This window comes from Microbacterium resistens, assembly GCF_021172025.1.
Lineage (GTDB): Bacteria > Actinomycetota > Actinomycetes > Actinomycetales > Microbacteriaceae > Microbacterium > Microbacterium resistens.
Genome location: NZ_CP082781.1, coordinates 2335796 through 2360729 on the forward strand (window position 1 = coordinate 2335796; position 24934 = coordinate 2360729).

The 24934-nt window shown below is 73.0% G+C and carries 20 protein-coding genes; 10 read left to right on the plus strand and 10 right to left on the minus strand.

Annotated elements, in window-relative coordinates; translation table 11 throughout:
* Positions 1-39: 39 nt before the first annotated feature.
* On the minus strand, positions 40-873 hold the full coding sequence (locus K8F61_RS11145; RefSeq protein ID WP_231819162.1) for an aldo/keto reductase: 834 nt from the start codon (positions 871-873) through the stop codon (positions 40-42).
* A gap of 37 nt (positions 874-910) precedes the next feature.
* The gene (locus tag K8F61_RS11150; RefSeq protein WP_231819163.1) at positions 911-2101 is read right to left on the minus strand and encodes an MFS transporter; all 1191 of its coding nucleotides are present in this window, start codon (positions 2099-2101) and stop codon (positions 911-913) included.
* Between the two features lie 161 nt (positions 2102-2262).
* Between K8F61_RS11150 and K8F61_RS11155 the strand changes: the two genes are divergently transcribed.
* Positions 2263-2709, plus strand: a complete 447-nt coding sequence (locus K8F61_RS11155) for a MarR family winged helix-turn-helix transcriptional regulator (RefSeq protein ID WP_231819164.1) — start codon at positions 2263-2265, stop codon at positions 2707-2709.
* 33 nt (positions 2710-2742) lie between these two features.
* On the opposite strand, the gene K8F61_RS11160 is transcribed toward K8F61_RS11155, so the two are convergent.
* The 3 genes from K8F61_RS11160 to K8F61_RS11170 all read right to left on the minus strand — a co-directional run bounded on the left by K8F61_RS11160 (position 2743) and on the right by K8F61_RS11170 (position 4702).
* Positions 2743-3183, minus strand: a complete 441-nt coding sequence (locus K8F61_RS11160; RefSeq protein WP_231819165.1) for an SRPBCC family protein — start codon at positions 3181-3183, stop codon at positions 2743-2745.
* Between the two features lie 47 nt (positions 3184-3230).
* Entirely contained in the window at positions 3231-3512 is a 282-nt protein-coding gene (locus tag K8F61_RS11165) for a hypothetical protein (RefSeq protein ID WP_231819166.1), read from the minus strand.
* Between the two features lie 203 nt (positions 3513-3715).
* Positions 3716-4702 carry a LacI family DNA-binding transcriptional regulator gene (locus tag K8F61_RS11170; protein ID WP_067249834.1) on the minus strand — a complete coding sequence of 329 codons (987 nt, stop codon included), beginning with the start codon at positions 4700-4702 and terminating at the stop codon, positions 3716-3718.
* A 74-nt stretch (positions 4703-4776) separates the two neighbouring features.
* On the opposite strand from K8F61_RS11170, the gene K8F61_RS11175 reads away from it, so the two are divergent.
* From K8F61_RS11175 to K8F61_RS11185, 3 genes are all read left to right on the plus strand, one after another.
* Positions 4777-5820 carry an alpha/beta hydrolase gene (locus tag K8F61_RS11175; protein WP_231819167.1) on the plus strand — a complete coding sequence of 348 codons (1044 nt, stop codon included), beginning with the start codon at positions 4777-4779 and terminating at the stop codon, positions 5818-5820.
* On the plus strand, positions 5817-6836 hold the full coding sequence (locus tag K8F61_RS11180) for an alpha/beta hydrolase fold domain-containing protein (RefSeq protein ID WP_231819168.1): 1020 nt from the start codon (positions 5817-5819) through the stop codon (positions 6834-6836). The genes K8F61_RS11175 and K8F61_RS11180 overlap by 4 nt, the downstream gene beginning before the upstream one ends.
* Positions 6837-6973: 137 nt before the next feature.
* Complete coding sequence (locus tag K8F61_RS11185) at positions 6974-8266, plus strand: MFS transporter (RefSeq protein WP_231819169.1); 1293 nt, start codon at positions 6974-6976, stop codon at positions 8264-8266.
* Between the two features lie 38 nt (positions 8267-8304).
* Here K8F61_RS11185 and K8F61_RS11190 read toward each other — a convergent pair whose 3' ends face one another.
* Positions 8305-8493 (minus strand): hypothetical protein, encoded by a 189-nt coding sequence (locus K8F61_RS11190; RefSeq protein WP_067249848.1) that lies wholly within the window; start codon positions 8491-8493, stop codon positions 8305-8307.
* A gap of 78 nt (positions 8494-8571) precedes the next feature.
* Positions 8572-9000: a cupin domain-containing protein gene (locus K8F61_RS11195; protein WP_067249851.1), complete on the minus strand. Its 429-nt coding sequence runs from the start codon at positions 8998-9000 to the stop codon at positions 8572-8574.
* Positions 9001-9349: 349 nt separating this feature from the next.
* Here K8F61_RS11195 and K8F61_RS11200 point away from each other — a divergent pair, with 349 nt between their 5' ends.
* From K8F61_RS11200 to K8F61_RS11220, 5 genes are all read left to right on the plus strand, one after another.
* Positions 9350-10513: a polysaccharide deacetylase family protein gene (locus tag K8F61_RS11200; protein ID WP_231819170.1), complete on the plus strand. Its 1164-nt coding sequence runs from the start codon at positions 9350-9352 to the stop codon at positions 10511-10513.
* Positions 10514-10805: 292 nt separating this feature from the next.
* Positions 10806-12359, plus strand: a complete 1554-nt coding sequence (locus tag K8F61_RS11205) for a sugar transferase (RefSeq protein ID WP_231819171.1) — start codon at positions 10806-10808, stop codon at positions 12357-12359.
* Between the two features lie 39 nt (positions 12360-12398).
* Positions 12399-13631 (plus strand): DUF1972 domain-containing protein, encoded by a 1233-nt coding sequence (locus tag K8F61_RS11210; RefSeq protein WP_231819172.1) that lies wholly within the window; start codon positions 12399-12401, stop codon positions 13629-13631.
* The gene (locus tag K8F61_RS11215) at positions 13628-14824 is read left to right on the plus strand and encodes a glycosyltransferase (protein WP_231819173.1); all 1197 of its coding nucleotides are present in this window, start codon (positions 13628-13630) and stop codon (positions 14822-14824) included. Before K8F61_RS11210 ends, K8F61_RS11215 begins: the two co-directional genes overlap by 4 nt.
* On the plus strand, positions 14821-15675 hold the full coding sequence (locus K8F61_RS11220; protein WP_231819174.1) for an O-fucosyltransferase family protein: 855 nt from the start codon (positions 14821-14823) through the stop codon (positions 15673-15675). The genes K8F61_RS11215 and K8F61_RS11220 overlap by 4 nt, the downstream gene beginning before the upstream one ends.
* Positions 15676-15734: 59 nt before the next feature.
* Here K8F61_RS11220 and K8F61_RS11225 read toward each other — a convergent pair whose 3' ends face one another.
* On the minus strand, positions 15735-17090 hold the full coding sequence (locus tag K8F61_RS11225; RefSeq protein WP_067249435.1) for a tyrosine-protein kinase domain-containing protein: 1356 nt from the start codon (positions 17088-17090) through the stop codon (positions 15735-15737).
* A 170-nt stretch (positions 17091-17260) separates the two neighbouring features.
* On the opposite strand from K8F61_RS11225, the gene K8F61_RS11230 reads away from it, so the two are divergent.
* On the plus strand, positions 17261-18568 hold the full coding sequence (locus K8F61_RS11230) for a lipopolysaccharide biosynthesis protein (RefSeq protein ID WP_231819175.1): 1308 nt from the start codon (positions 17261-17263) through the stop codon (positions 18566-18568).
* Positions 18569-18598: 30 nt separating this feature from the next.
* Here K8F61_RS11230 and K8F61_RS11235 read toward each other — a convergent pair whose 3' ends face one another.
* Positions 18599-19882, minus strand: a complete 1284-nt coding sequence (locus tag K8F61_RS11235) for a hypothetical protein (RefSeq protein WP_231819176.1) — start codon at positions 19880-19882, stop codon at positions 18599-18601.
* Positions 19883-19998: 116 nt separating this feature from the next.
* Positions 19999-24933 carry a PKD domain-containing protein gene (locus K8F61_RS11240; protein WP_231819177.1) on the minus strand — a complete coding sequence of 1645 codons (4935 nt, stop codon included), beginning with the start codon at positions 24931-24933 and terminating at the stop codon, positions 19999-20001.
* Position 24934 lies beyond the last annotated feature (1 nt).

Genomic DNA, 24934 nt, shown 5'->3' on the forward strand with positions numbered 1-24934 from the left:
CGCGGCGGTATGTACCGGACGACGCGGCCGTGCGCCCGCTCAGCCCTCGAAGCGGTCCGGGTGCGGGCCCGTGCGTCCGTCGCGCTCGAGAGCGTCGATCGCCGCGAGCTCCTCGGCCGACAGGTCCCCGTCGAGCACGTCGAGGTTCTCCACGATGCGTGCGGGGGTGACCGACTTCGGGATCACCACGCGGCCCTGCTGAAGGTGCCACCGCAGCACCACCTGCGCCGGCGTCTTGCCGTGGCGTTCGGCGATCTCGACGATCGCGCGCTCACGGAGCACCGCCCCCTGGGCCAGCGGGCTCCACGCCTCCGTCACGATCCCGCGCGCCGTGTTCGCCGCGACGACCGCCCGGTTCTGCAGAGCGGGGTGCAGCTCGACCTGGTTCACGGCCGGCACGATCCCCGTCTCCGTGGCGATCCGGTCCAGGTGCGCGGGCTCGAAGTTCGACACGCCGATGGCACGCACCCGCCCGTCCGCGTACAGCCGCTCCAGCGCCCGCCACGTCTCCGGGTAGGTCCCCCGCGCCGGGGCCGGCCAGTGGATGAGGAACAGGTCGAGCCGGTCCAGCCCGAGACGATCGAGCGCCGCATCGTAGGCGCGGAGCGTCGCGTCGTAGCCGTGGTCGCTGATCCACACCTTGGAGGTGACGAACAGCTCGTCGCGGGGCAGCCCGGACGCGGCGAGCGCGCGGCCCACGCCGGCCTCGTTGCCGTAGACCGCGGCCGTGTCGATGCTGCGGTACCCGGCGGCGAGCGCGGTCTCGACCGCGGCGGCGGTCTCGTCGTCCGGCACCTGGAACACGCCGAATCCGAGCTGCGGCATCTCGACGCCGTTGTTCAGCGTGACGGTGGGAATGGTGAGGGTGGTCATGACGGTCTCCTTGTGAGAGTTCGGGGGGACGGGAGGATCAGTGCGCGGCCGCGGGGAGCGGACCGGTGGCGGCGGGGGCGACGACGCGGCGCGCCAGGACGGCGGCGATCGACATCAGGACGAGCGAGGACGCCGTGATGGCGGCGCCGATCCAGATCGGGGAGGTGTAGCCGAGACCGGCCGCGATGCCGACGCCGCCGGCCCAGGCGCCGAGGGCGTTCCCGACGTTGAAGGCGCCGATGTTCGCCCCGGAGGCGAGCGTGGGGGCGCCGCCGGCGTAGGTCATGATCCGGCTCTGCAGACCGGGGACGGTGCCGAAGCCGAACCCGCCCATGAGCACGAGGATCACGATGGTCGCCGGCTGCGAGCCGGCGAGGGCGCCGAACGCCGCGAGGACGACCACGAGGAGCGCGATGAACGCCAGGAGCGTGCCGTCGATCGACCGGTCGGCGAGGCGTCCGCCCACGGCGTTGCCCACGACCAGGCCGAGCCCGAACAGCACGAGCAGCCACGGAACGGCGGCGCTCGCGAATCCGGAGACCTCGGTCAGCGTGTACGCGATGTACGTGAAGGCGCCGAACATGCCGCCGTAGGCGAGGACGGTCACCCCGAGCGACAGCCAGACCTGCGCCGACCGGAAGGCCCTCAGCTCGCCGCGCAGGCTCACGGGCGCGGCCGGCTCGCGCGGCGCGGGCACGAGCAGCGCGATGCCGAGGAACGCGACGACGCCGATGGCGGCGATCGCCCAGAACGTGGAGCGCCACCCGAGCTGCTGGCCGAGGAACGTGCCGAACGGCACGCCCAGGACGTTGGCGGCGGTCAGCCCGGTGAACATGAGGGCGATCGCGCGCCCCTTCCTGGCCGGCTCGACGAGATCGGCCGCGACGACCGCGCCGATCCCGAAGAAGGCCCCGTGGCAGAGGGCCGCGATGATGCGCCCCGCCATCGCCAGACCGTAGTCCGGGGCGACGGCGGTGAGCGCGTTGCCGACGATGAACAGCACGACGAGCCCCAGGAGGACGGGCTTGCGCGGCAGCCGCGTCGTGGCGGCGGTGAGTCCCAGCGCACCGACCACGACGCTCAGCGCGTATCCCGAGATGAGCCAGCCCGCCGTCGCCTCGCTGACCGCGAAGTCGCGGGCGACGTCGGGCAGCAGCCCCATGATGACGAACTCCGTGAGTCCGATGCCGAACGCTCCGATGGCGAGCGCGACGAGTCCGAGTGGCATGTGATCGCTCCTGTGGACCCTGCGGAGGGGCCCTGCTAAAGTAGTTGCAGACGCGGGATATTGCGTCCGAGGAGCAATGATTGCACACGCAATTAATCGGCGCAAGCAACGACTTTTGACGGATCCCGCGGGCGGCCACGCCGAGGAGCACAGGAGGAGCCATGGGCATCGCAGACGACGCGGTCGAGATCCGCGCCCGGGGCTGGCGCACCCTCGCCGCGCTCCACAACCTCATCGACGCCGAACTGGAGCGCGCGCTGTCCGCCGTCTCCCTCTCGGTCGTCGAGTACACGGTGCTGGACGCGCTCAGCCGCCAGGACGGCTGGCACATGCGCATGCAGCAGCTCGCCCGGGCCGCCGCGCTGAGCCCGAGCGCGACCACCCGCCTCGTCACCCGGCTCGAGGATCGCGGCCTCCTCACCCGCATCCTCTGCGCGGACGACCGCCGCGGGATCTACACGGAGCTCACCCCGGCAGGACGAGCGCTCTACGACCGGGCACACCCGATCCACGACGACGCGCTCGAGCGCGTCCTCGGCGACGCGATCGAGCAGCCCGAGCTCGCCCCGGTCGTCCACGCGCTCCAGGCCGCCCCCGTCTCGGTCTGAGTCGGCCGGGCGGGAGCCGCCCGGCCGCCGCGCTCAGGCGATGCGTCCTGGCAGGCGGTCGAGCACGTCGTTCCAGCCGCGGACGTGGTCGTCGACGACCGGGCGACCCGGGGCGACGTGGACCACGGTCACCTCCGTGCGACTCGGCTCGACGACGTGCTCCGGGTCGTCCTCCGCATGGGCGCGGTCGTCGCTGAAGAGCACCAGGACGCGGTCCGGACGCTCGGCGCCGTCCCATTCCCAGGTGAACCCGAGTGAAGCGCCCGGAACCACTTCGGTGTAACGACCGGAGATCCCGGCCCCCGCGGACGGGGATCGGATCTCCCACGCGCGATCCGGGCGTGCGTCCAGACGGTAGACGGTGTCCGGCCACTGGGGCCACCACCACGTGCGCATCCGCGCCGGGACGATCCAGTCCGCGAACGCGGCGTCACGGTCCATCGCGACGACCCGGGAGACGACGAAGGAGGACATGCCTCCACCCTCTCCCCCGGTCCGGCCGACCGCAAGCGCCCCGGATGTCAGGCGGGACGGGAGAGGACGCGTCGACGGCGACCCCTCCGCCGCGGACGCGGCGCGGCGTCGCCGGCCAACGCCGCGCGGGCGGCGGCGAGCGTCGGGTAGGAGCCGATCCGGCGGCTGTGACGGTTGTGGACGATGTGCGCGTGCACGTCGACGGTGATGAAGCCGGCGAACTCGCCGGCGCGGGTCGCGACGAAGACGTCGTCGGCGGCCTGCTTCCAGGTCAGGGGCGCATCGGGGCTCGTCGGCTCCGGGCGCGCGTGGGCAGGGGTGATGGTCATGGTGAATGCTCTGTCGTTCGTCGGGCGCAGGTGTGCGCCCGGGATGGGGGGCCGGGGCTGACGAACGCGCATCGGTGCGGTTCATGCGTAAGCCGTGTCTCGGCCGTGTCCGCGCGGCGCCGAAGAGGGCGACGATCACGCGGAACACATCATTCTAGCAGACCCACCGCCCGACGAGCGAGCGTGGCGGGCCGGCGCCCGCGTCACGTCGTGGCGCGGACCACCAGCGACGGCGCCAGATCGACGCGCGAGATGCTCGCCCCCTCCCCGGCGATCGCGGCCAGGAGCAGGTCGATCGCGGCGCGCCCGGACTCCTCGAACGGCTGGCGGACGGTCGTCAGCCCCAGCCCCGCGGCCAGGTCTCCGTCGTCGTACCCGGCGAGGGCGACGTCCTCGGGGATGCGCCGACCCGACGCCCGGAGGACTCCATGCACCCGGACGGCGAGAGCGTCGTGATTGGCGACGACGGCCGTGGCGCCCGATGTCTCCACGGCGCGCACCACGCGCTCGAGACCGTCGTCCGGCGCGACCGCCACCTCGTCCAGCGCGAGGGACTCCGCGACGCCCTCGGCGCGGAGCATCCCGGCCGAGACGTAGTCCCGGGACAGCTGCGGCTCGTGGACGAAAAGCACGCGGTCGTGCCCCCGCTCGCGCAGGTGCTCGCCCAGCAGGCGTCCGCCCAGCAGGTCGTCCACGAGCACCCCGGGGAGGTCTCCGCCGCGCGGGCGCGCGCTGCGGACGTCGACGAGCACCACCGGCAGGCCCGCGGCGCGGCTCGCCCGCACGGCGGCCGGACTCAGCGGCACGCCCATCACGATCACCCCGTCCACGCCCGGGCGCGCCGGGAGGGCGTCCAGGAGCGGGGAGTCCGCAGCGGCGGCGGAGTCGAGGTCGTGGACCATGAGGTCGATCGTCGTGTCCCGCGCGCGGGCGAGCATGCCGGTGAGGCGGCGGTAGTACGACGGGTAGCTGGAGAACGGCGCCGCCACGGCGACCCGGAGCTGACCGGACTCGGAGCGGTGATCCGCGCGGCGGCGGTACCCGAGCTCGGCCGCCGCCGCGACCACCCGCTCCCGCGTGGCCGGGCTCACCCGGTGCGGAGCGTTCATCACGAGCGACACCGTGGAGATGCTCACCCCCGCCCTCTCGGCGACGGAGTAGATCGTCACGGCTCCCATGCGCGGTTTCATCCCGACTCCTGAAGTTCTTTCTCGAAGTTCTTCGATCCCGCACAATGCTCGCAGGACGAAGGAGCCCCCACAAGATGAGAACAGCACGACCCGTCGTCGATCCGTTCGTGACCGCCGTCGAGCGCCGGCTCGCGCCGCTGCGCCGCCCCGAGCCCAAGGATCCCGCCCGCCGGCGCCGGCAGGCCGCCGCCGAGGACATCGCGGCCAGCCGCGAGCTCGGGATCGCCCCGATCCCCGCCTACACGGAGGAGCACACCCTCCCGGTCGCCGGGCACCCGGACGTGCGCGTGCGGGTGTACTGGCCCTCCCCGGAGCGCGCCGAGGCCGTGACGGGACGGGGCACGGGGCTGCCGATCCTCGTGTACTGCTACGGCGGCGGGTTCACGATCGCCGGCATCGACTGGGTCGGCTGGGACGCGGGCTTCCGGCGGCGCGCCCGGGAGGCCGGCATCATCATCGTCGCCGTGGACTACGCCCACGCACCCGAGACCCGCTTCCCCGCACAGCCGGAGCAGTGCTGGACGGCGCTCGAGTGGGCGCACGCGCAGGCGAGCGACCTCGGCGGCGACCCCGCACGGATCGCGATCGGCGGAGCGTCCTCGGGCGGAAACCTCGCCGCGGCGGTGACCCTGATGAACCGCGACCGCGCGAACCGCCCGATCCGCCTCCAGCTCCTCGAGGCGCCGGCGCTCGACCTGACCATGGGCCACGCGGACATCCGCGGCCTGGACGCGAAGGTCCCGGGGATCATCGTCCGCAAGGTCGGCGCCCGTCTGGTGCGGCAGTACCTGGGCCGCTCCCGGAACGCCCCGCTCGATCCGTACGCCTCTCCACTGCGGGCGGCGTCGCACGCGGGGCTGCCGCCCGCCGTGATCTACACCTCGGAGCTGGATCCGCTCCGCGGCGACGGCGAGGCCTACGCACGCGCCCTGACCGCCGCCGGCGTGCCCGCCACGGCGGTCCGGTACATCGGCCAGACGCACACCTCGGGGGGCCTGCTGCGCCACGTCCCCGCGGCCGATCACCTGCACCGCGACATCATCACGACGCTGCGGACCCTGCACGACGATCCGGTCGCCTACCCGGATCCGAGGACGGGAGCGGGGAGGTCCCGATGACCGCCGTGCACGACCTGGACCTGCATCCGGCGATCCGCGCGTGGGGCGAACGCATCGCCGAGCACTCCTCGGCGTTCCCGGAGCTCGCCGGCCGAGCGGCAGCGCCCCGACGGGCGGCGGCCCTGCGGGTGTCCGACCTCGTCGCGGCCGAGTTCACCCTGCCCGCGCCGGACGACGTGGCGATCGACGAGGCCGCGATCGACGGGCCGGACGGGACGCTGCGCCTGCGCCGGTTCCGCCCGGCCGGGATCGCCGACCCCGCGCCGACCCAGCTCTTCCTCCACGGGGGCGGCTTCTTCGGCGGCACCGTCGACGAGATCCTCAACGACCGCCTCTGCGCGCGCCGGGCGCGCGACGCGCGCATCCAGATCGCCTCGCTGGAGTACCGGCTCGCCCCCGAGCACCGCTACCCCGCCGCGGCGGAGGACGCGATGGCGGCGCTCGCCGCGCTCGCCTTCGATCCGGCGCTCGGGGCGGACCCGGCGCGCCTCGGCGTCGGCGGCAACTCCGCCGGCGCCGCCATCGCGGCGAGCGCGGTCATCCTCCTCCGCGATCGGGCCCGGCGCGGCGAGACCGTCCCGCCCGTCCTGCACCAGGACCTCGAAGTGCTGCCCGCCGCCCTGCGCCTGGTCGGCTCTTCGGGAGAGCGATACGCCGACGGCTTCGGGCTCGACGACGCCGCCGAGCTCGTGGAGGTCTACGTCGGGCCCGGCGAGCCGCCGTACGCCGCCGCACCCCTGGACGTGCCGGACCTCACCGGTCTCCCGCCCGCGCTCCTCATGGTCGCGGAGTTCGATCCGCTCCGCGACAGCGGGATCCGCTACGGCGAGCGCCTCCGCGCCGCCGGGGTCCCCGCGACGGTCATCGTCGGCGAGGGCCACCTGCACGGGACGCCGGGCATCACCGCCGCGCTCCCGGCCGCGCGGGACTGGCAGGATCGCCACTCCCGTGCGCTGGCCGCCGCCTACGGGACCGCGCCGCACGAGGATTCCGAGCCCGCCGCCCCCGCCGGCTGAGCGCCTTCCGCGCCCGCCGGACCCGTACGCCGTCCGCCGCTCGCCCGTTCCCTACCCGCCCGTTCCGCACCCGCCTGTTCCCCCGTCCGCCCGTTCCGACACCCGCCCATTCCGACACCCGCCCGAAGGAGACGACGATGTCCCTCACCCCCGAGACCGCCCCGCCCACGCCGCCGCTCGCCGTGCAGCCCCGGGACCGCGACATCCCCGGCGGTCCTCAGCCCCGAGGCTTCCTCGCCCTGTTCGTCCTGGCCTGGTTCGGCATCAACCTGGCCCTCGGGACCATCTCGGGCGCGTCGATCCCCAAGTTCTTCGCGTTCCTGGACGACGGGACGAAGGGACTGAACCTGTCCGTCACGGCCGCGATCGGCGGCGTCGTGGTGATCCTCGCCACGCCCCTGTTCGGGCGCCTGAGCGACCGCACGATGTCCCGCCTCGGCAAGCGACGGCCGTGGATCCTCGGCGGCGCGGTCGCCGGAGCCGCCGGGTGCCTGGTCCTCGCCGCCTCCACCTCGCTGTGGACGATCGTCGCGGGCTGGGTCGTGGTCCAGGCCGGCTTCGGCGCCGCGAACGCCGCGGTGCACGCCCTTCTCGCCGACCAGATCCCCGCCCGCGTCCGAGCGCGCGTCGCGGCGGCGGCGAGCGCGTCCGGAGCCCTCGCCCTCATCCTCGGCGCCCTCGTGATCGCGGCGCTGCCCAACGACCGGCAGTGGACCTGGTTCCTCGTCCCGGGCCTGATCGGGGCCGTGCTGTGCGCGGGACTGTTCCTGGGGCTTCGCGACCTCGTCCGCACCGAGCGGCCCGCACCGTGGAGCTGGGCGGACCTCGTCTCCACCTACTGGCTCGACCCGCGCCGCCACCCTGACTTCTTCTGGGCCTGGGCCTGCCGGCTGCTGGTGACGATGTCGATCGTCTCCGTCTCGACGTACATGCTCTTCTTCATCATCGACCACCTCGGCATCCCCAAGGAGGAGGCCTCCGGGGTGCAGGCGGCGACGCTGATGATGTTCACCGTCGGGAACGTCCTGATGACGATCCTGTTCGGCTGGATCTCGGACCGCACGGGGCGACGCAAGCCCATCGTGTGGATCTCGTCCCTGCTGTCGGCGGTGGGCCTGGTCGTGGCGATCCTGGCACCGGACGTGACGATGTTCTACGTCGGGATCGTGATCGTCGGCGCCGCGCAGGGGGCCTACGTCTCGGTGGACATCGCCCTGATGACGGAGGTGCTGCCGACCTTCGACGACGCGGGCAAGGACCTCGGGATCGTGTCGCTGTCCTATCAGGTGCCGCAGCTGCTCGTGCCGATCGTGGCCGTCCCGCTGCTGGCGATCGGCGGCGGCGAGAACTACACCGCCCTCTTCATCGCCGCCATCGTGTTCGGCGTCCTGGGCGGTCTGGCGGTGCTGCCGATCCGCGGCGTCCGCTGAGCGCGCCGCGCACCGGTGCGGCTACGCGCGGGGCGTCGTCACTCCCAGGAACGGGAGCGCTTGGTGGCGCCGCCGCGCTCGCGCATCATCCAGGCCAGCGCGAGGCTCACGAGGAGGATGCCGCCGATGAAGGCGAGGCTCTCGAAGCCGGGGAAGTTCTGCGCGTTGCCGAGCAGCGCGAAGCCGCCGAGGAACAGCACGCCGAAGATGATGAAACTGCCGATCACGGGGGCACCTCCTGTTACCCCTCGATCCTAGCCGGTTCGCGCCGCCGGAATGTCCCGGCGGGTCATCGGCGGCCCGGTTCACCAGGGCATCGGACGGTCGGGACCGCGCTCGCTGTCGTCGGGGAACTCCGGCAGCTCCTCGCCGCCCGCACGGATGCAGAGCCAGCGCAGCTCACCGTCGCCGTCGGGGGCGCAGCGCCAGGTGCGCCAGACCCCCTGACCGACGCGGACGACCGTACCCGGGCCGACGTCCACGACCTCGTCGTCCAGACCCATCTGCCCGCGCCCCTGGAGGAAGACGTAGACCTCTTCAACGCGGTGGTGGACGTGCCAGTAGCCGGCCTCCTCGCCCGGTGCGAGCGCGTTGGCGGTCATGCCGATGTACTGCATGGTCAGCTCGTGATCGACGACCCGTCGGCCCTCGCGCGAGCTGTCGGGGCGGAAGCCGCCGAAGTGCTCACGCCACTGGTCGAGTCCGCCCATCTCCAGCACCTCGTACGCCGCCATGGCACCACGCTAGCAACCCGGTCGGCTCGCGTCGCGGTCAGCGGCTGAGCAGACGCGGGGCGGGGCCCTCGAGCCTCGCCACGGCGATCTTCACCTCGGTCATCTCGGTGCGCAGGCCCGTCAGGACCGTACCGATGATCTCCGGCGACACGAGCATCCCCCCCCCATCCTGCTCCGCTGCCGCGGCGCTCGCCACCCGCCGTAGAGAGATGCCGACGCCTCTCGGGTCGGGACGACGGCCTCGGCGGAGAACCGCGGGGATCGAGCATCGGTGCAGGACGAGGGGGGAGGGAGGGAAAACCCGTGGCCTCCCCGGGGCTCCCTACCGGCACGCCGTAATATCAGCGGCATGGCAGCGCCCGTTCCCCCGACCCGTCACTCCTCCCGGCGCCCGTCGCCGGCCGTGCTGAAACGGCGCCGGATCCTCGCCGCGGTCATCGCGCTGCTGGCCGTCGGCCTGGTCGTGGTGCTCGTCGTCACCGTCGTGCACGCGCTCTCCGGCCCGGGCGGGACCGCAGACCCGAAGCCGCAGGCCTCCGGCGGGGCGACGCCCGCGCCGACACCGGAATCGCCCGTGGAGGCGCTCCTGGCCACCACGGACGATCCGAACGCGTGCGCCGTCTCGTTCGAGGGCGACGGCATCGCGATCGACCCGATGCTGCAGACCCAGGGCGTGCTGTACACCGGCCTGCCGATCCCCACCCGCGAGGGCCTGGTCTTCGCCGGATGGTACGCCACCGCGGAGGACGCGGCCGCGTACACCCCGACGGCGCGCATCAACGGCTCCGAGCTCGCGGCGTGCACCGACCGGCGCCTCACCCTGCACGGTTCGTGGATGACGCCGGAGCAGAACGCCGAAGCGGCCACCGAGGTCCCGATCCTGATGTACCACCAGTTCACGACCCGCCCCGAGGGCGAGGACAACGCGCTGCGCGGGAACTACGCCTACATCGGCGACTTCGAGGCCCACATGGCCTACATCGCCGAGCAGCAGTTCTACCTGCCCACCTGGGACGAGCTGAACGCGTTCATCGACGGGACCGTCTACCTGCCGCCGAAGTCGGTCATCATCACCGATGACGACGCCGACCAGACGTGGCTGGACCTCGCGGTGCCCGTCGTGACCCAGCACCAGCTCCTCACCACCTCGTTCGTGATCACGGAGTACCGCACCGAGGGGTCGCCCTCCCCGTACGTGATCCAGCGCTCGCACACCCACGACATGCACGAGGCCGGCGACAACGGCGAAGGGCGGATGGTGAACTGGTCCGCCGATCAGATCGCCGCCGACCTGGAGCAGTCCGCCGCGATCCTCGGTGCCAAGGAGGTCGTCGCCTACCCGTTCGGCCACTACAACGACACGACGAAGCAGGGCGTGGCGCAGGCCGGCTTCCTCCTCGGCCGGACGATCGAGTGGGGGTACGTGACACCCGGCACGGACAAGCTCGCGCTGCCGGTGATCCGCATCAACTACGGAGACACGCTGGAGTCGCTCATCTCCGACATCGGCTGATCCCCTGTTTGCTCAATTCGGTGGAGAATCTTGTCATGATGCTTCCGGGAGCGACGATTTCGCGCTAATGTGAGCACAGCATCCGCACGTCCGACGGCGATGCGGGCACCGATGTGGGATCGGTGCCGACCACTCCCCCGATGTGGGATCGGGGGGAAAGCCGACGGACAGCCCGAGGGGTCGGGAGTGGGTGCGCATCCGCGAGCGCATTCGCCCGCGGTCTGGGGATAACTGGGGAAATCATGGCGCACTGGGGATTCTTGCGTTCATCAACGGCTCACGGAGCCTCGACATGACGTCGGTCGAGGACGCCGTGAGTCTGGTCGGTGTGGGGACACCGCCCGTCCGCCCCATGGCGGCGCCGTCCGTTCCGTCGACGCGCGCGAGGGCGGTCTCGCCCCGTGCCACGCCGACGCTCGAACGGCGCCGCCAATGGGAGCGGCTCTATCGTGTCCGGCTGCGTCTCACCGACGCCGCCGTGATCCTGGCCGCGGTGAGCGCGTCCGCGGCGGTCTCGCTGGGCGCCGTCCCGATCGTGCCGGCGGCGAGCACCGGCCGCGGCCTCACGGTCGCGATCGGCGCCGCGCTGGCCGGGCTCTGGTTCCTGATGCTCGCCGCCGCACGCACCCGCGCGGCGACGATCTTCGGTTCCGGGGCCACCGAGTACAAGCGGGTCGTGCACGCGGGCGCCATCGCGTTCGGCGTGCTCGCCACCGGCGCCGTGTTCGCCGATCCCGCCGTGCTGCGCGTGCCGCTGCTGGTCGCGATGCCCCTCGGCACCATCGGGCTCCTCGCGGGCCGATGGGGCTGGCGGCGCTGGCTCTCGGCGCAGCGCCGCCACGGCCGCTACGCCTCGCGCACCCTCGTGGTCGGCGACCGCGCCGAGGTCGAGTACGTCGTGCACACGCTCCAGACCGGCGCGGTGACCGGGTACAACGTCGTCGGCGCCACGCTGCTGGACGGCAACGCCCGCGCGATCACCGTCGGCGACGTGTCCCGCCCGGTCCTCGGCAACGTGACCTCCGTCGCCCAGGTCGCCCAGCAGCTCGGCGCCGACACGATCCTCGTCGCCAGCCGCCCGGAGGGCGACCCGGAGTTCATCAAGAGGCTGAGCTGGCAGCTGGAGGGCACCGCCGCGGAGCTCGTGCTCTCCAGTCGGCTGACGGACGTCGCCGGCCCTCGGATCTCCTTCGCCCCGGTCGAGGGCCTGCCGTTGATCCAGGTGCGCATCCCGAGCTACGAGGGCGGACAGCACCTCGCCAAGCGTGCGCTCGACGTCGTCGTCGCCGCGCTCGCGCTCATCCCGATCGCGATCGTGACGCCGCTGCTCGCGCTGCTCATCCGCCTGGACTCCCCGGGCCCGGTGTTCTTCCGGCAGGAGCGGGTCGGTCGCGACGGCCGGACGTTCCGGATGGTGAAGTTCCGCTCGATGAGCGTCGACGCCGAGGACCGGCTGGCCGACCTCCAGGCGCAGAACGAGGGCTCCGGCCTCCTCTTCAAGATCCGCGCCGACCCGCGGGTCACCCGCGTCGGCAAGTGGCTGCGCAAGCTCTCGCTGGACGAGCTGCCGCAGTTCTGGAACGTCCTGGTCGGCGACATGAGCGTCGTCGGGCCCCGCCCGCCGCTGCCGAGCGAGGTCACCGCCTACGACGGCACGGTCTCGCGCCGGCTGTACATCAAGCCCGGGATCACCGGCCTGTGGCAGGTCAGCGGACGCAGCGATCTGACGTGGGACGAGAGCGTGCGGCTGGACCTCCGCTATGTGGAGAACTGGTCGATCATGAACGATCTGCAGATCATGTGGCGCACCGCCCGAGTGATGCTGCAGCCGCACGGGGCGTACTAGCCGACACAACGGGCGACGTATCGATCTGGGGAGGTCAAGATGCGCAGGAACCTGAACATCGCGATGGTGGGGACGAGGGGCGTTCCGGCCGCCTACGGCGGCTTCGAGACGGCGGTCGAGGAGGTCGGCCGCCGGCTCGTCGAGCGCGGGCACCGCGTGTCCGTGTACACGCGCGGGTCGTCGACGCGGGAGCGGGAGCACCTCGGCATGCGGGTGATCCACCTTCCGGCCGTGCCGCAGAAGCAGTTGGAGACGCTCAGCCACACGGGGCTCTCCGCCGTGCACCTGGTGACGCGGCGCCGTCCCGACGCCGCATTCGTCTTCAACGCCGCCAACTCGCCGTTCCTGCCCCTGCTGCGGATGCGCGGCGTGCCCGCCGCGCTGCACATGGACGGGCTGGAATGGCGCCGGTCGAAGTGGGGCGCTCGGGGACGGGCGTACTACCGGTGGGCGGAGCAGTTCGGTGTCCGCACGGCGGACGCGCTCATCGCCGACGCCCCCGGGATCGCCGAGTACTACCGCGACCAGTTCGACGTCGACACCGCGCTCATCCGCTACGGAGCGCCGATCCTCGACGCACCGCCCGCGCGCGGCGTCGCGGAACTCGGGCTCGCCCCCGCCGGCTACCACCTGGTCGTGGCGCGCTTCGAGCCGGAGAACCACGTCCTCGAGATCGTCGACGGGTACCGGCGAAGCAGCGCGACGCTGCCCCTCGTGGTGGTCGGCTCGGCACCGTACAGCGCCGAGTACACGCAGCGGATCCAGGACATCGCCGACGCGGATCCGCGGATCCGGCTGCTCGGCGGCGTCTACGACCAGGAGCTGCTCGACGCCCTGTACGCCCACGCCCGCACCTACGCGCACGGTCATTCCGTCGGCGGGACCAACCCGTCGCTGCTGCGGGCGATGGGCGCGGGCACCGCGGTGATCGCCTACGACGTGGGCTTCAACCGCGAGGTGCTCGACGATGAGGGCTGGTTCTTCCGCACTCCGGCCGAGGCCGCCACCGCATTCGACGACGCCGAGGGGGACGACGCCCGCGTCGCCGCCTCGGCCGCGCGCGTGCAGCGTCGCGCCGCGACCGCCTTCCGCTGGGACGACGTCGCCGACGCCTACGAGGAGCTCGCCGCGCGGCTCGCCGCCGGAGAGTCGGTGCACCCCGCCGCCCGCCGTGCCCGCCGGCGCGCCGACGAGGCGGACGGCGACGCCTCCGCGCCGTCGCGTCCGACCGGCACCGGACGCGCCGCCGGCCCGGAGACGGTGGCGGCGTGAGCGCGCACCCGGCATCGGCGGGGGCGTCCGCCCCGCTCGTCCTGGTCGTGCATCCCGGCGCCGAGCTGTTCGGGTCCGACCGCATGCTCCTCGAGAGCGTCATCGGGCTGCGCGAACGGGGTTCGCGCACCGTCGTCGCTCTCCCGGAGAGCGGGCCGCTCGTCGACGAGCTGCGCGCGGCCGGCGCCGAGGTCGTGCTGATCCCCATGCTCGTGCTGCGCAAGGCTCTGCTGCGCCCCCGGAACTGGCCGACCCTCGCCCGCGACACGCTGCGCGGATGGGCGGCGGGATGGCGGCTGCTGCGCCGGCTGCGCCCGGAGGCCGTGTACGTCTCCACGCTCACCCTGCCGCAGTGGCCCCTGCTGTCGCGCCTGCGTCGGGCGCGGACCATCAGCCACATCCACGAGGCGGAGGCGTCGGCGAACCGGCTGGTGAACCGGGCGCTCTACGCGCCGCACCTGGTCTCCGATCGCGCGCTGGTCAACAGCCGCTTCGCGTGGGACACGATCGCCGCCTCGCTGGCGCCCCTCGCCCGCCGCGCGGCCGTGGTCTACAACGGCGTCGCCTCGCCCGCCGAACCGGCACCGCCGCGGGCGCGGCTCGACGGACCTCTGCGCGTCCTGTACGTCGGCCGACTCTCGCCGCGGAAGGGCCCGGACCTCCTGATCTCTGCGGCCGCGCAGCTCTCCGAAGCCGGTCGCGCCGTGGATGTGACCCTCCTCGGATCGGTGTTCACCGGGTACGAGTGGTTCGATCGGGAGCTGCGGGACCAGGCCTCGGCCGAGGCCGTCCCCGTGGACTTCGCCGGGTTCCATCCGGATGTCTGGCCGTTCCTGGCCGCCGCCGACGTGCTCGTCGTCCCTTCGCGGACGGACGAGCCCTTCGGCAACACGGCGGTCGAGGGCATCCTGGCTCTGCGCCCGGTCATCGCCAGTGACGGCAGCGGCTTGCGCGAGGCCGCAGGCGGGTACGACACCGCCCGGCTCGTGGAGCCGGACGACGCGACGGCGATCGCCGAGGCGCTGACGGAGATCGCCGAGGACTGGCCCTCCGTCGTGGCGGGCACCGCCGACAGCCGTGCCGAGGCGCTCCGACGCCATGCTCCCGAGTCGTATCGCCGGGCGGTCGCGGCGGCCGTCCTCGGCGACGTCGCCGCCCTCTCGCCGGCCACCGCCCGAGGAGGCCGGCCATGAGCGCCACCCGGCTCGTGGTCGCCTACAACGGTGCGGACGCCGGGCTCGGCAACCGACTGCGGGTGACCCTCGGTGCCGCGCGCTACGCGCGGTTCCTCGACGCCCGCTTCGGCTACGTCTGGCCGCGCGGCCCGCTGTTCGAGCCCGCCTTCACCGACCTCTGGGAGTGGCGCGAGGGGATGCGCGTCTCGCGCGCGGCCTCCCGCGCCGTGGGCCTGCTCAGCGGTTACGTGGGCAACCGCCTGACGGAGGCGCCGCGTCGCGCCGTGCTCCAGATCCGGACCGGTGCAGAGCTGGTCCTCCCGCCCGAGGCCGGATCGTGGACCGACGACCTGCGAGCGCTGCGTCCCGTCGACGAGATCGCGCGGACCGTGCACCGGCTGCACGGCGGACTCGCGTCCGCCCCCTACGTGGGCGTGCAGCTGCGCGTGCACCGGGTGTCCCACCGGGAGACGACCCAGACGTCGCCGGTCTCCTGGTTCACCGAGCGCATGCACGCGATCCTCGCCGAGCGACCCGGCACCCGCTTCTACCTCTCCTGCGACGTCCCGGAGGTGAAGAGGACGCTCCTGCAGCAGTTCCCCACCGCCGTGGCTCACGAGGTCGACGCGCCGTACAACTCCACCGCCGCGGTGCGCGCCGCGATCGTGGACCTCTACCTGCTGGCGGCCTCGTCGCGCCTGCTCGGCCCGCACCACTCGAGCTTCATCGAGATGGCGCAGTTCCTGGGCGATCTGAGAGTGCCGACCGACAAGCCGACGGAGCCGGCGGCGGACACCCGCGCCTGGTGGACGCTGCCGCCCGCGACGGATCCGTTGCGGCCCGCCGACCGGGCACCGCGCGCCGCGTGAGCCGCCGCGGCACACCCGCGATCATGCGGCCGACGCCCCCGGCCGGCGGCGCGAGCCGCTCAGTCCGTGTAGTAGCTCTGGCGTCCGCGTTCGAGGCGAACCTTGTTCAGCACCACCCCGACGATGCGCGCGCCCGCCGCCTCGAGCGAGCGCAGCGTCGCCGCGAGCTGTGCCCGGCGGGTCCGCGACGCGTCGACCACGACGATGACGCCGTCCGCGAGCGGGGCCAGGAGGTTGGTGTCCGCGACGGTCAGGACCGGCGGAGAATCGATGATGACGACATCGTGCTCGGCGGCGGCGTCCGAGAGCATCGTCTCGAAGGCGCGCGAGGTGAGGATGGTCGCCGCGTTGGGCGGGACGTCGCCCGACAGCAGCAGGTCCGGACGGGACTCGTCGCCCTCGACCACCGCTTCCTCGAGGGTGAGGGTTCCGCGGACCACATCCGTGAGCCCGGCCGCGGACTCGAGACCGAAGATCTCCGCCGCGCGGGGTCGGCGCAGGTCCGCGTCGACCAGCAGCGCATCCTCGCCGAGCTCGGCGAGCGTCGCGGCCAGGTTGGCCGAGAACGTCGACTTGCCCTCGCCGGGCGTCGCGGAGGTGACGAGGAGACGACGGGTGCCGCCGTCCAGGCTCGCGAAGGCGAGCGCCGACTGCACACGCCGGAAGTCCTCGGCGACATGGCCCTTCGGCTCGCGGACGACGATGAGTCCCGTCTCGCCGCCCCGGACGCGGGTGACCGTGCCCAGCAGCGGCGCGTCGGTCACGGCGGCGAGCGAGCGCTCGTTGCGCACCCGCGTGTCCGCGACGGCGACCGCGAAGGCCGCCAGGATGCCGACGACCAGCCCGAGAACGGCCGCGAGGACGGTGTCACGCGGCTTGTTCGGCGAGGACTGGAAGGCGGGCACGACGGCCTCGTCGATGATCGATGCGGTGATCGTCGGGGCACCCTCCGGGCCCTTCGGCGCCACGTCCCGCACCACGTCGGACAGCTCCTGCGACACGGCGTTGGCGACCTCGGCGGCCTCCTTCGGATCCGGCGACGACGCCTTCACCTCGAGGATGGCGGTGTCCTGCGGGATGGTGATCGCGAGCGTCCGTGCGAGCTCGCGCGGCGTCGCATCCAGCCCGAGGTCGTCGATGACGGCGCCGAGGACGCGGGACGAGCTCGCGATCTGCGCGAAGGACAGCATCTGCCCCTGGGTGTAGGTGGAGCCCTGGTTCAGGTCCGACGCGCTGTTGCCCTGGTTCAGGGCGAAGAAGAGCGTCGCGCGGGACTCGAACTGCGGCGTCGTCGTCGCGGACACCGCGAACCCGGCGACACCGCCGAGGATCGTCAGCCCGACGATCAGATACCAGAACTTGGTCAGCGCACCGACGACGCTCCCCAGCGTCCAGGCCGAGTTCTCCGACTTCACCGAAAGCCTCCGTTGCCGTCAGTCTCTCCCCCGGAGGAGCTGTGCTCCCCGCGCCCCCATGACGCGCTGACGGACCTCCGCACGATTCTACCGTCTGACCCGGCGATAGAATGTCCTTCGGCGTCGGATCGGGCGCCGGATGCCGTGGGGCGCGGCCTGTGGGGAGGGTCGTGAACGCACTCTGGTCGACAGCAGCGCGCGTGGTCACCCTGGTGGTCTCGCTGATCTGCGGCGTGCTCTCGGCCCGCCTCGTCATCACCGAGGCGGGGGTGGAGCACTACGCCTTCCTCTCCCTGCTCGTCGCGATCCCCGGGCTCATCACCTTCAGCGACCTGGGCACCGGCGCGGCGATCGTCAACGCGCTCGCGGAGAGCGACGATCCCCGCTCCGACGAGCTGCTGCGACGGAAGACCCGCAGCGTGATGCGGATCATGGCGGGAACCGCGGGAGTGCTGGCCACGCTGAACCTCGTGCTCCTGCTCACCGACGGATGGAGCGTCCTGCTCGGGGGAGGCGCCGAGGGGATCGAGAACGCCAGCCTGGCGGCCTTCTGCTGCACGGCGGTGCTCTGCCTGACGATCTGCCTGGGGATCTGGCAGCGCGTGCTCCTGGGGCTCGGGCGCAACCCGATCATCATCCTCCTCCAGGGGTTGATCTCCCCGGTCTCGCTCCTCATCGTGTGGCTGCTCCTGGGCACGGGGTTCGACGGGGTGCGGCCGTTCCTCGCGATCGGGTCCTTCGCGGCGACACTGCTCGTGGCGGTCCTCGGGTTCCTCGTCGCCGTCCGGCTGACCGGGCCCCTCCTGCCGGAGTCCCTGCGCGCCCTCCCGTTCCCCCGCCGCCACCCCGGGGCGAGGGTGATGGACGTCGGCTGGCCGATGCTCGCGCAGATGCTCACCGGTCCTCTCGCGATGACCGCGCCCCGGTACATCCTCGCCTTCTCCGCGTCCTCGCTCGCGATCGCCCAGTACGGCGTCGCGGGGCAGGTGTTCTTCGCGCTGCAGTCGCTGGTCTCCGCGACGGGGGTCGCCCTCTGGCCGCGTTTCGCCGCGCAGCGCAGGGCGGGACGCATCCGCGGCGGACCCTTCCTGTTCGGGGCGGTCTTCGGCGCGCTGCTCGCGATCGCGACCCTGATGATCCTCCTCGTCGGCCCCTGGCTGTTCGGGCTCATCGCCGACGACCACGTGCCGATCACGGCCGGGATCATCCTGTCCTTCGGCACCATGGTGACGCTGCAGGCGGTGCTCTATCCGCTCGGGATGTTCATGATGGACGCACCGGGCCTCCGCTTCCAGGTGCTCCCGTCGCTGCTCATGGCGGTCAGCACGGTGGGACTCACCTTCGCCCTCGTGCCGCTCCTGAGCGTGTGCGCCCCGCCGCTCGCCAACGCGGCGAGCGTGCTGCTGTTCCAGATCATCCCGTACGGGGTCTACATCCGCCGGCACCGCGCGCGGCTCTACGGGGCTCCCGCGGCGTGACCCGCCCGCCGGCGGCGGATCCTGCGGGGCTCAGCGCGCGGAACGGGTGAGCAGGGGCGCGTCGAGCGCACCACGCTCCCGGCCGAACAGGTCCGCCCCGTCGCCGCCGGATGCGCGCAGGTCGCGCCACGCGACCGCGAGGCCGACGAGGAACCACAGGTACATCCCGAACTGCGTGATCAGTGCCACGGCGAACATGGTCGGCAGCTGCGCCGCCACGGCGACCGCCGCGGGGGTCGCCGTCCGGCGCCGGAGCACCATGACGGCGACGAGCACCAGGGCCGCCATGAGGGCGAGCGAGGGCAGCCAGCCGAACCGCAGGGCGAAGACGAGGAAGGCGTTGTCCACCGAGTTGGCGTAGCTGCCGAGATAGTCGCCGCCGACGGTGAGCCCCGTCCAATCCCCGGCCGTCCCCAGCAGCTGCACCTGCGAGATGAGCGCGAACAGGCCGCCCCGGTAGTCCGCGCTGCCCCCGGCCTCGTCCCCGGCGTCGAGGAACACGCTGCCGATGAACGGGACGACGGCGACCGCGGCCGCGAGGCCGCCGCCGATCACCCACCACCGCAGCCGCGCGGGGATCCCCGGCAGGAGCACGAGGCCGAGCGCCACGGTCAGCACCAGGGTGATGATCCCGATCCGGCTGAACGTCATCACCGTGGCGCTCGCCACGGCGGCCAGCGCGAGCAGGCGCACGACGACCGGCCAGGGCACGACGAGGAGGAAGGCGGAGGTCATCGCCATGGCCGCCCCGAAGGCGATCGAGTGCCCCCATGCCCCCTCCACGCGCAGCAGGCCGCCGCGGATCTGCAGGGGGCCCCACTCGGCGTACAGCGACTCGCTGAGCGGCGGGAGCTCCGAGAACACGTTGGTCCCGGTCGCGAACTCGATCACCGCCAGGACCGCGGCGACCGTCGCGGCCGCCGCAAGGACCCGCACGACGAAGTCCGCGGACACGCGGGCGAGGACCAGCCGGCCCCAGACATACGGCAGGACCCATTCGAGCAGGGCGATGACGGTGGCGGAGAGCGTCGCGCCCTTCATGGCGAACAGCGCGACGATCAGGGTGACGAACACGGCCATCACCGCGTCCACGGGGTGCAGCCGGATGTCACTGAGCCCCGCGACCACCGCGAGGAGCGTGATCGCCGTGACCACGGACCAGAAGAAGCCCACGTTCGCGCCGACCCAGACCGGGAGGAAGAACAGCGCCAGGGCCCAGGCGATCACCGTCGCCCGGGGGGCGGCGCGGAACAGCAGGAGCGCGAGCACGGCGGAGCAGGCGCCGACGGCGGCCAGGACGAGATTCCCGCCCATCACCCCGCGGCCCCCTCTGCATGCTCCGGCACCCTGGCGTGCTCCAGCCCCGTGCGCTCCGACATCAGCCCGAGCCTATCCGCCGCACGGCCGACGGGCCGCGGCGGCGGCGAGGCTCACCCGAGATCCGTGACCCGGAGGTTGTCCACCGTGATCAGCGAGGGGGTCGTGGCCGCTCCGGAGCGGTTGGTGTGCACGCCGACGGTCCCGGCGGCGTCCAGGCCTGCGGCGTCCGTCGCGGTGGCCTGCCAGCCCGCCGGCTCCTCCATGCCTGCTCGCCAGACCTTGGCGGAGACGGTGGTCGAGGCGCCACCGGTCACCTGCACCTTGAGCGAGAACACGTCGCCGGCGGCGCGGGTCAGCCCAGGGACGCGCTGGGCGGTCAGCACCGTGGATCCCCTCTGGACGACGACCCACACGCTGGCGTCAGTGTGCAGCCACAGGCGGACCGTGTAGTTGTCCGTGGCGCTGGCGCGGGCGACGAGCCCGGCGTATCCGGAGCCGGTGCCCGGCGCCGCGTCGCTGCCGATGTCCGCCGTCAGCTCCACGTCGTGCAGAGAGACGCCGTTCAGCATGAGGTTGCGCGTGTCGCCGGGGGCGAGGGAGACCTTTCCGACGCCGTCCGCCACCGAGGCCGCGGCGGCGGAGCCGTAGAGCACGCTCCAGGCGCCGCCCAGGTCGGCGGTCCCCCACCCGGTCGGCGTCGTCCGGCCGAAGTCGTCGGACGCGATCGGGCTCCCCGCCGGGTCCGGGTCGTCGCCGGAGACCGTGACCTCCTGCGTCGTGGTCCCCGTCGCTCCCTTGTCGTCGGTCACCGTCAGCGTCACCGTGTAGGTGCCCGCCGCCGCGTAGGCGTGCGTCGCCGTCGCTCCGGCATCCGCGGGGGTGCCGTCGCCCCAGTCCCAGGCGTACGCGGCGACGGTGCCGTCCGCGTCGGTGGACCCGGAGCCGTCGACGGTCGCCGTGAGCCCCGCCGCCGTCGCCGTGAAGGCCGCGACGGGCGGCTGGTTGCCCGGCGGCTCCTCGGCCGCGGCGACCGTGACGGCCTGGGCGGCCGTGGCGGTCGCGCCCTTGTCGTCCGTGACCGTCAGCGTGACCGTGTAGGTCCCCGCCGCCGCGTAGTCGTGCGTGGCGGAAGCGCCGGAGCCGTCCGGGGATCCGTCGCCCCAGTTCCAGGCGAAGGACGCGATCGACCCGTCGGGATCGGTGGATCCCGAACCGTCCGCCGCCACCGTGAGCCCCGTCGCGGTCGCCGTCATCGCGGCGACGGGCGGCTGGTTCGGCGCCGGCGTGGTGTCGACCACGCGGAGCCCGTCAAAGGAGAACGCGCCGGTCGTCGTGGCGGCGCCACCGCGGGACGCGTGCAGGCTGATCCACCCGGCCTGCTGCAGCGCCGCGGTGGAGTCGGTCGCGGTGATCTGCCATGATCCCGGCTCCGCCGCGCCGTCCTTCCAGGTCTTCGCCGAGATCGTCGTCGGCGAAGTCCCGGAGACCTCCACCCGGAGGCGGAAGACGTCCCCCGCGGCCCACGGGGTGCCGAGCGCCTTCGTGGCGAGGATCGTGCCGCTGCGCTGGATCACCAGCCACAGCGTGCCGTCGGAGCGCTGCCAGACCCGCGTCAGGTAGTCGGCGTTCGCGGACTGGCGAGCGGCCACCCCGACGTACGATCCGCCCGTGGAGGGCGCCTGGTCGAGCGAGTAGGACACGTCGATCACGGCGTTGGTGAGCGGCGTCGACGCCAGCGCCATGTTGCGCGTCTGCCCCGCAGGCAGGGTCAGCACGCCGCGTCCGCCCGAGACCGAGCCGTTCGCCGCCGACCCGTACATGGCCGAGTACGTCCCGCCCACCTCGGCGGCTCCCCATCCCGAGGGGACCGAGCGCTCGAAGTCGTCGCGGACGGCGAAGACGCGATCCTCGACCGTGACGTCCCGTGTCTTCGTCGCCGAGGCGCCGATCGAGTCCGTGACGGTCAGCGTCACGGTGTACGCACCGGGTGCGGCGTAGGCATGCTGGGCGGTGACGCCCTCGGACGTCTCCCCGTCGCCCCAGTCCCACGCGAACTCGAGCGTCGCGCCGTCCGAGGCGGAGGAGCCGGAGGCGTCCGCGGACACGGTCAGCGCCTCCGCGGCGAGCGCGAACGAGGCGACCGGATCGGCGTGCGTCACGGTGACCGGGACGGCCTTCGTGGCCACCCCGCCGCGGTCGTCCGTGACGGTCAGGGTGACGGTGTAGTCGCCCGGCGCCGCGTAGGCGTGCGTCGCCGTCGCGCCGGTGCCGTGCGCGGTGCCGTCGCCCCAGTCCCAGTCGTAGCCGGCGATCTGGCCGTCGGTGTCGGTCGATCCGGTCCCGTCGGCGGCGACGGTGAGCCCCGTGGCGGACACGGTCGCCGACGCGGTCGGCGGCACGTTCGGCGCCTTGGCGACGACCTTCTGCGACACCGTCCCGGTGAGCCCGCGCTGGTCCGTGACCGTGAGCGTCACGGTGTACTCCCCCGGCGCGGCGTACGTGTGCGTCGCCGTGGCGCCGGTGCCGTTCGCCGTGCCGTCGCCCCACGTCCACGAGTAGGAGGTGATCGGCGAGCCGTCCCCGGGCTGCGACGCCGACGCGTCGACGCTCAGCCCGAGATCCTGTGCCGTGGGCGTGAAGGCCGCCGTCGGCGCCGTCATGGCGAGCCCGGTCGCCCGGTGGGTCGAGACCTGCGAGGCGGTCAGGGCGGTGGCGTACACCGCGACCTCGTCGACGGTGCCGGCGAAGTACGCCGAGCTCGGGGCATTCGGCCAGCTCGACAGGGTGTCGCCCCCGATCCGCCAGTACCCCGAGTACACGTCACCGGTGGTCACCGCGGCGTTCTGTGCGACGAGCTGACCGTCCACGTAGAGCGCCATACCCGCCGCGCTCTGTGAGGCCACGAGGTGATGCCATGCGTTGTCGTTGTAGGACGCGGTCGAGCTGATGGTCGCCGTGCTGCCCGGGTAGACGCCGAACGTGAGGCGGCCGTTGTTCTGCATGTACACGTGGCGGTCGTACTGGGAGGACGAGGACGTCCGGGAGTTGCCGAACCCGATGAGCTTGCCGCCCCGGGTCGTGTTCGTCTTGAACCACAGCTCCACGGAGAAGTCGTTGTCCGCGGTCCGCGCGTTCGTGCTGCTGACACGGCCGCTGGAGGTCCCGCTCAGCTTGGTCGCGCGCTCGCCGGTGACACCCGCCACCGCGCCGGGCGAGGTGCTCGTCGCACCCGTGCCGAACAGCGGCGGGTTCGTCCCCGCCCAGTCCTTGGTGTCGTTCCCGAGCGGGTAGTACAGCTCGGCGCCGTCGTTGAGGACCATGTCCGCGTAGGGCGACGAGACGCCGGCCCCCGCCGCCGCGGTGGTGCTCGAGCTGGTGACCGCGTTGCCGTCCCCGTCGACCGCGCGCACGGTGTAGGTGTAGCTCGCCCCGGCCGTGAGGCCGGCGTCGTCGAGCGACACGCTCCCGGTCATCCACCACCCCGACGGCACGGTCTTGCGCGCCACCGGCTCGGCGACGCCCTCACGCAGGAGCTCGTAGGTGAGGTCCCGGTCATCGCGGTCCCAGTTCAGCGGGACGGTCACCCGGGTGCGTCCCGGGCCGCTGGTCGCTCCGGTCGCGGTCCACGAGGAGCCCGACAGCCGCGGGCCCTGCTTCGCGCCGGTCGCCGGCTTCGTGGAGAAGCGCACGATGCCCTGGAAGCGCTGGTTGTTCACACTCGTGAACTCGCCCGCGACCGAGATGTAGTCCCCGGAACCGGTGATCGACAGGCCGGCCTGGCCGAGCCCCGACGCGGTGCCCACGGTGAAGTCGGGGTACCAGGCGTAGGCCGACGGCGACGGGGTCCCGCTCCAGTCGGCGTAGGTGCTTCCCGCCGTCGCGCTGCGGGTCAGCGTGCCGCGCGCGTCGGTCGTGTAGGCCTCGATGTAGCGGTAGGCGCGGGGGTTCTGCTCCGGCCACAGGTTCACCGTCTCGCACGCGTGCGTGTGCGAGGTGGCGTAGACGGTCTTTCCCGTCGAGTACACGCCGTAGTGGTCGCCGTGGCAGTCCGAGACCCACCGGACCGACCCGGTGCCCGCGTTGGCGGCGAAGACGCCCTCGAGGTTCCCGACGTCCGCGCTCGCGTACACCCAGCCGGTGCCGTAGACGGCGCTGTCGTCCGTGGCCAGCGTGAAGATCCCGGCCTTGCCGGCGGACGTCCCCGAGGAGACGCCGTTCTTCACCGTCTTCGGCGCCAGCCAGCCGGTGTCGATGCCTCCGGTCGTCGGGTCCAGCGCGACGAGTCCGCGCTGGGTCACGCCGTTGACGGTGCCGAAGCGCCCGGCGGCGACGATGTGCGCCCCGCCCGGCTCGACGACGATCGCATCGGCCTGGAGATCGGTGGTGGGCGCCCAGGACCGCAGAGCCCCGTTCGAGGAGGCGAACGCGGCGAGGTTCTTGCGGGCCACGCCGTTGGCCTGGGTGAAGGATCCCGCGACGTAGACCGAGTCCGCCGTGACCGCGATGCCGAAGACGCCGGTGCCGCCGACGGCGGGCGAGAAGCCGGGCACGAGCTCGCCGGTGCGGGCGTCGAGCGCCGCCAGCCCCCAGCGCGCCTGTCCGTTGACCTGGTTGAAGGAGCCCCCGATGTAGATCCGGCTCCCGTCCGGCGATGCCGCGACCGCCTTCACCACCCCGTTGACCTGCGGCGCGAAGGGCAGCAGGTCGCCGGTGGTGATGTCGTACGCGAGGACGTTGGCCCGCGGGGTCAGCTGCGTGCCGGGGTCCGCCTGGGGCGCCCGCGCGTTCGAGAAGCTGCCCACCGCGTAGACCATGTTCCCGATCGTCGCCTGCGCCCAGACGTAGCCGGAGTCGATCTGCACGGTCGGCTGCGGATCGGCCGTCGCCACGTCGCCGTTGCGCTGCTCGAACGGCGCCTTGGTCGTCGGGACGGGCTCGATCGCGGAGGCGGCCGTCGGTGCGGAGGCCAGGGCGCCCAGCGCGAGGGCGGCGGCCACGAGGCCGCCGAGGGCGGTGCGGAGGCCGGGACGGCGGGTGTTCGCCATG

What these genes read in the sequence shown, in the direction of transcription:
- K8F61_RS11145 (WP_231819162.1), bottom strand. Translation starts at nt 873, where the DNA reads ATGACCACCCTCACCATTCCCACCGTCACGCTGAACAACGGCGTCGAG.
- K8F61_RS11150 (WP_231819163.1), bottom strand. Translation starts at nt 2,101, where the DNA reads ATGCCACTCGGACTCGTCGCGCTCGCCATCGGAGCGTTCGGCATCGGA.
- K8F61_RS11155 (WP_231819164.1), top strand. Translation starts at nt 2,263, where the DNA reads ATGGGCATCGCAGACGACGCGGTCGAGATCCGCGCCCGGGGCTGGCGC.
- K8F61_RS11160 (WP_231819165.1), bottom strand. Translation starts at nt 3,183, where the DNA reads ATGTCCTCCTTCGTCGTCTCCCGGGTCGTCGCGATGGACCGTGACGCC.
- K8F61_RS11165 (WP_231819166.1), bottom strand. Translation starts at nt 3,512, where the DNA reads ATGACCATCACCCCTGCCCACGCGCGCCCGGAGCCGACGAGCCCCGAT.
- K8F61_RS11170 (WP_067249834.1), bottom strand. Translation starts at nt 4,702, where the DNA reads ATGAAACCGCGCATGGGAGCCGTGACGATCTACTCCGTCGCCGAGAGG.
- K8F61_RS11175 (WP_231819167.1), top strand. Translation starts at nt 4,777, where the DNA reads ATGAGAACAGCACGACCCGTCGTCGATCCGTTCGTGACCGCCGTCGAG.
- K8F61_RS11180 (WP_231819168.1), top strand. Translation starts at nt 5,817, where the DNA reads ATGACCGCCGTGCACGACCTGGACCTGCATCCGGCGATCCGCGCGTGG.
- K8F61_RS11185 (WP_231819169.1), top strand. Translation starts at nt 6,974, where the DNA reads ATGTCCCTCACCCCCGAGACCGCCCCGCCCACGCCGCCGCTCGCCGTG.
- K8F61_RS11195 (WP_067249851.1), bottom strand. Translation starts at nt 9,000, where the DNA reads ATGGCGGCGTACGAGGTGCTGGAGATGGGCGGACTCGACCAGTGGCGT.
- K8F61_RS11200 (WP_231819170.1), top strand. Translation starts at nt 9,350, where the DNA reads ATGGCAGCGCCCGTTCCCCCGACCCGTCACTCCTCCCGGCGCCCGTCG.
- K8F61_RS11205 (WP_231819171.1), top strand. Translation starts at nt 10,806, where the DNA reads ATGACGTCGGTCGAGGACGCCGTGAGTCTGGTCGGTGTGGGGACACCG.
- K8F61_RS11210 (WP_231819172.1), top strand. Translation starts at nt 12,399, where the DNA reads ATGCGCAGGAACCTGAACATCGCGATGGTGGGGACGAGGGGCGTTCCG.
- K8F61_RS11220 (WP_231819174.1), top strand. Translation starts at nt 14,821, where the DNA reads ATGAGCGCCACCCGGCTCGTGGTCGCCTACAACGGTGCGGACGCCGGG.
- K8F61_RS11235 (WP_231819176.1), bottom strand. Translation starts at nt 19,882, where the DNA reads ATGGGCGGGAATCTCGTCCTGGCCGCCGTCGGCGCCTGCTCCGCCGTG.
- K8F61_RS11240 (WP_231819177.1), bottom strand. Translation starts at nt 24,933, where the DNA reads ATGGCGAACACCCGCCGTCCCGGCCTCCGCACCGCCCTCGGCGGCCTC.